This window comes from Streptomyces sp. NPDC058375, assembly GCF_042723425.1.
Lineage (GTDB): Bacteria > Actinomycetota > Actinomycetes > Streptomycetales > Streptomycetaceae > Streptomyces > Streptomyces durocortorensis.
Genome location: NZ_JBHXJG010000327.1, coordinates 1 through 6,689 on the forward strand (window position 1 = coordinate 1; position 6,689 = coordinate 6,689).

Annotated in this window: 5 protein-coding genes; all 5 read left to right on the plus strand. The window is 74.5% G+C overall.

Annotated elements, in window-relative coordinates:
• The first annotated feature begins 105 nt into the window (after positions 1-105).
• The 5 genes from ACFWM7_RS32265 to moeZ all read left to right on the plus strand — a co-directional run bounded on the left by ACFWM7_RS32265 (position 106) and on the right by moeZ (position 6,650).
• Positions 106-1,998 carry a DUF3492 domain-containing protein gene (locus tag ACFWM7_RS32265; protein WP_383267508.1) on the plus strand — a complete coding sequence of 631 codons (1,893 nt, stop codon included), beginning with the start codon at positions 106-108 and terminating at the stop codon, positions 1,996-1,998.
• Between the two features lie 214 nt (positions 1,999-2,212).
• Positions 2,213-3,388 (plus strand): hypothetical protein, encoded by a 1,176-nt coding sequence (locus tag ACFWM7_RS32270; RefSeq protein WP_383267511.1) that lies wholly within the window; start codon positions 2,213-2,215, stop codon positions 3,386-3,388.
• A 188-nt stretch (positions 3,389-3,576) separates the two neighbouring features.
• On the plus strand, positions 3,577-4,542 hold the full coding sequence (locus ACFWM7_RS32275) for an NAD-dependent epimerase/dehydratase family protein (RefSeq protein WP_383267514.1): 966 nt from the start codon (positions 3,577-3,579) through the stop codon (positions 4,540-4,542).
• A complete protein-coding gene (locus ACFWM7_RS32280; protein ID WP_383267517.1) occupies positions 4,530-5,372 on the plus strand; it encodes a spherulation-specific family 4 protein in 843 nt (280 codons plus the stop codon). The genes ACFWM7_RS32275 and ACFWM7_RS32280 overlap by 13 nt, the downstream gene beginning before the upstream one ends.
• A gap of 99 nt (positions 5,373-5,471) precedes the next feature.
• On the plus strand, positions 5,472-6,650 hold the full coding sequence (gene moeZ, locus ACFWM7_RS32285; protein ID WP_383267521.1) for an adenylyltransferase/sulfurtransferase MoeZ: 1,179 nt from the start codon (positions 5,472-5,474) through the stop codon (positions 6,648-6,650).
• Positions 6,651-6,689: the final 39 nt, after the last annotated feature.

A 6,689-nucleotide genomic window follows, 5' to 3' on the forward strand; every position in this document is an offset into this window, starting at 1 on the left:
ACGGACAACCGTCCGTCGCGCCACCGGCGTATCCGCTTACGGTCGTCCCGCTGCGAGTCGCCGTTTCAACGGCGGCCGCCCACAAGGGAGATCGGGGGTGTACTCGTGCGGATCGGACTGCTCACCGACGGTGGTTATCCGTATGCGACCGGTGAGTCCAGACTCTGGTGCGACCGACTGGTGCGCGGGCTGCCGCAGCACGAGTTCGACCTGTTCGCGCTGAGCCGCTCCGCCCACCAGGAGGACCGGGGTTGGGTCCAACTGCCCTACCAGGTCAGCCGGGTGCGCACCGCGCCGCTGTGGACCCCCGAGGACGGCACCCTGCGCGGCAGCGGCGAACGCGGCCTGCTGGCCCGGCTGGTGACCGGCGGCGAGCAGTCCTACGGGCGGCGCGACCGCAAGCGCTTCACCGACCGCTTCAGCGCGCTCGCCACCGCGGTCTGCACCCCCGACGAGACCGGTACGGAAGCGGGCGAGGGCCCCGGCGCGAAGCTGTTCGCCGAAGGGCTCTACGGTCTGGCCGAGCTGGCCCGCGATCGCGGCGGACTCCACCTCGCCCTGCGCTCCGAGACCACCGTACGGATCCTGGAGGCCGCCTCCCGCGCCCGCGGCACCGGCCGGACCGTGCAGAGCGCCACCGTCCCCGACCTTCTCGCCTTCGCCGCCGAGCTGGAACGCGCGCTGCGCCCGCTCTCGCTGGACTGGTACGACCAGGAGAGCCTCGGCGCGGTCGACCTCTGCCACGCGGCCTCCGGCGGGGCGGCCGCCCTCCCTGGTCTCCTGGCCAAACGCTTCTTCGGGGTGCCGCTGCTGGTCACCGAGCACGGCGTCCCGCTACGCGCGCACTACCTGGCCGCCGCCGCGTCCGACACCCCGTACGGGCCCCCCGTGCGCGCCCTCCTCGCCGGATTCCACGGCCGCCTCGCCACCGAGGTCTACCGGCAGGCCGCGCTCGTCACCCCCGGCAACACCCACGTCCGCCGCTGGCAGCAGCGCTGCGGAGCCGACCCCGCCAAGCAGCGCACCGTCTACCCGGGCATGGCCGCCGAGCGCTTCGGCCCGGTCGGCGAGGACGCCGAACGCCTCGGCGCGGCGGGCGAGGACGCCGGCGCGGGCGGTCCGGACACGTTGGTCTGGGTCGGCCGGATCGAGCCCGCCAAGGACCTGATCGCCCTCCTCCATGCCTTCGCCGAAGTCCGCCGCGCCCGGCCCGACGCCCGGCTGCGGATCTTCGGCGCCCCGGCGGAGGGCGACGAGGCCACCGCCTACCTCGCGCACTGCACGGCCCTGGCCGCTCAGCTCTTCCCGGACGAGGCCACCGGCGCCCACGCCGAGGGCAGCTGCCCGGTCACCTTCGAGGAGATCGGCGGCCCCGAGATCCCCGACCTCGCCGAGGCGTACGGGGCGGGCGGTGTGATCGTCCTCTCCAGCACCGTCGAGGGCTTCCCGGTCAGCCTCGTCGAAGCGATGTTCTGCGGCCGGGCCACCGTCTCCACCGACGTGGGCGCGGTCGTCGAAGTCATCGGCGGTACCGGTCTGGTGGTGCCCCCGCGCAACCCCAAGGCGCTCGCGGACGCGTGTGTCGCGCTGTTGCGCGACCCCGAGCGCCGGGCCCGGCTGGGGGCCGCCGCACGGGCCCGCGCGCTCGAACTCTTCACCGTCGAACAGAACCTCGCGGCATTTCGCGGCATTTACCTGGAGCTGATGTCGCACACCCCGGTGCGCCGGGAGGCCGACACGGTGGACGCCCACGGCGACCCGCTCCCCTTCGCCAACCCGCCGGAGGCCCGCCTCCTCGGCCACTGGACCCAGCCCGGTTCCCACCTCCGGCCGCCGGGGGATCCCGTGGCCGCCGTACCCAGCTGGGCCGCCCCGGGCGGAGCCCGTCGGCCGGACCGGCCCGGCGAGCCCGAGCCGGAGCACACGCGGGAGCCGGGGCCGGAGCCCGAGGGCGTCTGCGCGGTCGCGGCAGGACCGGCGGGGGACGGCGATGCGTGACCACCCGGCCCTCGATGCCCCAGCCCTCGGCTCGTCGGCCCTCCGCGCCCTGGCGCATCACTCCCCGGCCCCTCACGGCCAGATCCCGCACGGACCGGCGCCTCGCGGCCAGTCGGCTCATGGCTCGGCCCCGCACCGCACCAAGGCTCGCGGCCACTCGGCTCACGGCCCGACCCACCACGCCCCTACGCTTCACGACCACGGAGACCTCCCGATGACCCGTCCGGACGACCCGGCGACGCCCGCTGCCGCCCCGGAACGCCCCGCGGAGATCCCGCCCCGCACCACGGCGCGGCGGGCGCCGGGCGCCGCCGCCCGCCGGGGCCCGGCCGACCCGGTGAAGTCCCTGCTGCACCACCACCGCGACCTGTGCGAACGGGCCGTGGACCCGCTGGAGATCGCCGCCGGCCTGGAGGCGCACGGCCTCACCGACCGCACCGCCGCCCGCTACCGCCACCGGGACGTCTTCGCCCTCGCCGAGGAGCTGTACGCCCGCATGCCACCCCGTACGCGGGAACCCGGCATCGGCGGGCCCTCAGCTCCCGGGCCCGGTCCCGACACCGAGGCGCGGGCCGCCTGGACGCTCCTCGCCCTGCTCCCGGGGGCCGCCTGCCTGGCGACCGCCGGGGTGCTGCGGGTCACCGAGGGCGTCCTCGGCGACGGCACGCGGGCCCTCGTCACCGTCGTCGGCGCACTGCTCGCCTGCCTGGCGCTCCGGGCGTGCCTGGGCCGCGGCCCCCTTCGCGCCCCCGAAGGAGCGGGCCGCGCCGGGATGTACGCCTGCTGGCTGCTGAGCTACGCGGTGTACGGCGAGGAACTGCTGGCCCAGGTCATGTCCGGAGGTCCGGGCGGCCCGTGGGACGGCACGCCCGCCCCGCTGCTCGGCCTCGCCGCCGCCATCGCCCCGGCCGCCTGGTGCGCCCACCTCTTCACCGTCCACGCCCACCGCAAACTGTCCGGCAGCCGCGCCCTGGAGGAGTTCGGCGCGGGTGTGCGCCCCCTGCTCCTGGCGGCCGTCACCCTCTTCCTCGGCGCGCTGCTGCCCCTGCTGTACCTCGCCGACCTCGGCCTCGGCGGGGGCGGCACGCCCGTCGCCGCCGTCGCCCTCGGGGTCCTGTTCTTCGTGGCCCGGCTGCTCGCCGCACACGGACTGCCCGAGCCGGGCACCGTCGCGCTCGCCGCCGCCTGCGCCGTCGAGGCACTCGCCCCGGCCCTCGTCCTCTCCGCCCGACTCCCCGGCCTCGAACCCCTTGCCCAGCCCGTGAACGCCCTCGTCTCAGCAGGCGGGACGGGAGCCGTCTCCGCCCTCGCCTGCGGCGGGGCCGCCCTCGGACTGCTGCTGCACGCCGCCCTGGCGCTCTCCCGGGCCTCCGCCCACACGCGGCCCTGAGGGACCGGGTCCGAGCCGCCCCACCGACGTACCACCGCACCGCCCCGTACCACCCCGCACCACTCCCGCGGAGCCGACGCCGCGGGCCCCGCCCGGCACAGCCCGACCTGACTGACCTAGGAGAAACCCGCCATGACCCCCCAATCCCCCGCACCGGCAGCCCGCCGTCGGCACCGAGGCGGTGCGCGATGAGGGTGCTGCTGCTCGGAGCCAACGGATTCCTCGGCCGCTTCGTCGCCGACCGGCTGCTCGCCGATCCCGCCGTCCACCTCACGGCCCTCGGGCGCGGCGACGACGCCGACGTCCGGTTCGACCTCGCGGGCGGCAGCCCCGGGGCGCTCACCCGCTTCCTGGACGCCGTCCACCCCGGAGTCGTCGTCAACTGCGCGGGCGCCACCCGCGGCGGCGCCCGGGACCTCACCCGCCACAACACCGTCGCCGTCGCCACCGTCTGCGAGGCGCTGCGCCGCAGCGGCTGCGGGGCCCGGCTCGTCCAGGTCGGCTGCGCCTCGGAGTACGGGCCCTCGCAGCCCGGGTCCTCCACCGCCGAGGACGCGGTCCCGCGCCCCGGCGGCCCGTACGGCGTCAGCAAGCTCGCCGCCACCGAACTGGTCCTCGGCTCCGGCCTCGACGCCGTCGTGCTGCGGGTCTTCTCACCGGTCGGCCCCGGCACCCCGGCCGGCTCCCCGCTCGGCCGGCTCGCCGAGGCCATGCGTCGGGCCATGCAGGCGGGCGACGGCGAGCTGAAGCTCAGCGGCCTCGGCGTGCAGCGGGACTTCGTCGACGTACGGGATGTGGCGCGGGCCGTCCACGCCGCGTCGCTCTCCGCCGCCCAGGGCGTCGTCAACATCGGCACCGGCCGCGCCGTCCGGCTCCGCGACGCCGCCGCCGTCCTGGCGCGGGTCGCCGGGTACGCGGGCGCGCTCAACGAGCTGGACGGCCCCCCCCAGCGCCTGCCCATCGGGGCCCCGCGTACCTCCGCCGAGTCCGTCATGGAACACCTCTCCGCCACCCCGTCGCCGTACCCGGACGGCTGCGGGGCCTGGCAGCAGGCCGACGTCCGCACCGCGCGGGACCGGCTCGGCTGGCGGCCCCGGATCAACCTGGAGGAGTCCCTCGCGGACATCTGGATGGAGGCGGCGTGCCGTATCTGACCGCTCCCTCCGACGCCCGCAGGACCGCGGGCGGCGAACAGCTCGGCTTCGGCGTCCCGGGCTACGCCCACCCGCTGCTCGCCCCCGCCGAATGGGCCGAGCTGGCCCGCCCCGGCACCCCGCTGCACTGGGCCGTCCTCAACATCGCGGACGGCCCGGGCTCCCGGCCCGACCCGCACTGCCTGGAGGCGGCGGGCCGGCTGCGCAACGCCCGCGAACGCGCCCTGCACGGCGAGGCCCCGGACGACACCGTCCGGGCCTCCGGCGGCAGGCTGCTCGGCCACCTCGACCTGGCCCACGGCGAGCGGCCCTTCGACGAGCTGATCGCGGACGCCCGGTCCTTCATCGACTGGTACCGGATCGGCGGCTTCTACCTCGCCCGGTGCCCCGTCGACCGGGCCGGCCTGCCCGCCGTCCGGCGGCTCACCGGCACCCTGCACGCCCTGCTGGCGGAGAGCGACAGCGCGGACGACGGCGGCCGCCTGGTGCTGGGCCAGGGCACCCACCCGTACCCCGGGTACGCGGAGGCGGCCGACCAGCTGGTCACCTTCCGGGGCCCCTGGGCCGACTACCGCTGGTCACAGGTGGCCGAGTGGACCGCCGACTATCCGCCGGAGCGGTTCGCCCACTTCGTCCACGGCGTGCCGCGCACCCACCTGGAGGAGGCCATGCGCATCGCCCGCTGGCAGGGCGCCGGGACGATCTTCTTCACCGATCGGAACGACCGGAGCGACCGGGACGGCCGAAGCGGACAAAGCGATCCATTCGCGGCGCTGCCCAGGTACTGGGACGAAATCGTCTCGCGGGTCGGACCCGGTATCTCGGAATGAGAAGGGGCGTGGCAGTGTTACGGGAAGAACAACCGTACGTAGTCGACCGTAAGAAGCCGGTCTACGTAGAATCCGACCACCTGCATTGTTGAGGTTCCTGTGTCGCTGCCACCCCTGGTCGAGCCAGCCGCTGAGCTCACCGTCGACGAGGTCCGCAGGTACTCCCGTCACCTGATCATCCCGGATGTCGGGATGGACGGACAGAAGCGCCTGAAGAACGCCAAGGTGCTGTGTGTCGGCGCCGGCGGCCTCGGCTCGCCGGCCCTGATGTACCTGGCCGCGGCCGGTGTCGGCACGCTCGGCATCGTGGAGTTCGACGAGGTCGACGAGTCGAACCTGCAGCGCCAGATCATCCACAGCCAGGCCGACATCGGCCGCTCCAAGGCGGAGTCCGCCAAGGACTCGGTGCTGGGCATCAACCCGTACGTCAACGTGGTCCTTCACGAAGAGCGGCTCGAAGCCGAGAACGTGATGGAGATCTTCGCGCAGTACGACCTGATCGTGGACGGCACGGACAACTTCGCCACCCGCTATCTCGTCAACGACGCCGCGGTGCTGCTGAACAAGCCGTACGTGTGGGGCTCGATCTACCGCTTCGACGGTCAGGCCTCCGTGTTCTGGTCCGAGCACGGCCCGTGCTACCGCTGCCTCTACCCGGAGCCCCCGCCGCCGGGCATGGTCCCCTCCTGCGCCGAGGGCGGCGTGCTGGGCGTGCTCTGCGCGTCCGTCGGCTCCATCCAGGTCACCGAGGCCATCAAGCTGCTCGCCGGCGTCGGCGACCCGCTCGTCGGCCGGCTGATGATCTACGACGCCCTGGAGATGCAGTACCGCCAGGTCAAGGTCCGCAAGGACCCCGACTGCGCGGTCTGCGGCGAGAACCCCACCGTCACCGAGCTCATCGACTACGAGGCCTTCTGCGGCGTCGTGTCCGAGGAGGCCCAGGAGGCGGCGCTCGGCGCGACGATCACTCCCAAGCAGCTCAAGGAGTGGATCGACGGCGACGAGAAGATCGAGATCATCGACGTCCGCGAGCCGAACGAGTACGAGATCGTCTCGATCCCCGGTGCGAAGCTGATCCCGAAGAACGAGTTCCTCATGGGCACCGCCCTTCAGGACCTCCCGCAGGACAAGCGCATCGTCCTGCACTGCAAGACCGGTGTCCGCAGCGCCGAGGTCCTCGCGGTCCTCAAGTCCGCGGGCTTCGCCGACGCCGTGCACGTGGGCGGCGGCGTGATCGGCTGGGTCAACCAGATCGAGCCCGAGAAGCCGGTGTACTAGCAGCACCCTCCGTACGGGAAGGGGCCCGGTCCGCCACGC

Excerpts from the sequence above, each read along its gene's own strand:
- ACFWM7_RS32270 (WP_383267511.1), top strand. The coding sequence starts at position 2,213 with ATGACCCGTCCGGACGACCCGGCGACGCCCGCTGCCGCCCCGGAACGC.
- ACFWM7_RS32275 (WP_383267514.1), top strand. The coding sequence starts at position 3,577 with ATGAGGGTGCTGCTGCTCGGAGCCAACGGATTCCTCGGCCGCTTCGTC.